Source organism: Dietzia sp. NPDC055343 (genome assembly GCF_053645265.1).
Map to the genome: position 1 here is coordinate 1 of NZ_JBSHMJ010000170.1, position 1,094 is coordinate 1,094.

The following is a 1,094-nucleotide window of genomic DNA, read 5'->3' on the forward strand; positions in this document are numbered from 1 at the left end:
GCGCTGACGGCACCGGGCCGCTCCTCACCCGGCTGCAGGCCGTGCCCATCACCACCGCCGAGATGTCCGCGATCGTGAAGGAGGGTGCCGACGCGCTGTTCGAGAAACTCGACACCGCGGACGCCGACGTCACCAACCCCGACCGGCCCAGCGTCGTCTGACGAGGCGACGGGCATGAGCGCCGCGCTGGTGCGCGTCGTCGACACCCTCGCCGGGCGCCTCGTGGTGGAGGCCACCGCGCGGGGCATCGTGCGGATCGACCGCGTCGGGTCGGACGTGGTGGTGGGGGACGACGACGACAACGCCGGCCGACCCTCCACCGACCCGGCGGCGGACCATCTCGCCCGCCTGGCCGAGCACCTCGACGGCTACCTCGCCGGGACCCGGCGCGATATCGATGTCCCGCTGGACCTCGAGGCCGCCGGGGTTCACGACGAGTTCTCCCGCGAGGTGTACCGGGAGATCCAGCACATCCCGTACGGCGAAACCAGCACGTATGGGCAGATCAGCGTGGACGCCGGGCGCCCGCGGAATGCGCGTCGCGTCGGGCGGTTGTGCAGCCTTGTGCCCGCGCAGTTCCTCATCCCCGTGCACCGCGTCATCCGCGCCGACGGCGGGCTCGGCGCCTGCCCCGAGCACCGGTTGCAACTCCTCGAACACGAACGGCGCAACCTCCACGCGGGCCGGCCCGTCGCGTTCCCGCGGGGCTATAGCGACTAGCGGGGTGGCCAAGAGCAATGCTGTGCCTACGGGACTCCCGGCAAATCTGATGCTCTGCCGGGGTGGACCCGTTAGCGGTGTGACACCCGCCGCGGTGTGGTTACGGTGGCCCCAACGCACGGGCCCGCCCGCCGTCCACAACGCACAGGGGAGCACATGACCGTCGGATCAGTGACCAACGCGCCGCGCACGCAGAGCGCCGCCGACAGATTCCTGCAGGTCCGAGGCCTGACCGACCTGCTCGCCTCGCGGCTGAGCGCGGAAGACCAGGTGCCGCAGTCCATGACCGCGGCCAGCCCCGCCGCCTGGCACCGCGCCCACACCACCTGGTTCTTCGAGGAGTTCGTGCTCGGCCGCGTGCCCGGCTACGAGTC

Annotated in this window: 2 protein-coding genes and 1 pseudogene; all 3 read left to right on the forward strand. The window is 71.8% G+C overall.

The window, feature by feature from the left end:
* The first annotated feature begins 41 nt into the window (after positions 1–41).
* Positions 42–161 (forward strand): suppressor of fused domain protein, encoded by a 120-nt coding sequence (locus ACWIE7_RS19425; RefSeq protein WP_454070370.1) that lies wholly within the window; start codon positions 42–44, stop codon positions 159–161.
* Between the two features lie 13 nt (positions 162–174).
* The gene (locus ACWIE7_RS19430) at positions 175–720 is read left to right on the forward strand and encodes a methylated-DNA--[protein]-cysteine S-methyltransferase (RefSeq protein WP_454058592.1); all 546 of its coding nucleotides are present in this window, start codon (positions 175–177) and stop codon (positions 718–720) included.
* Positions 721–876: 156 nt separating this feature from the next.
* A pseudogene (locus tag ACWIE7_RS19435) lies at positions 877–1,094 on the forward strand (ergothioneine biosynthesis protein EgtB); the annotation flags it as partial.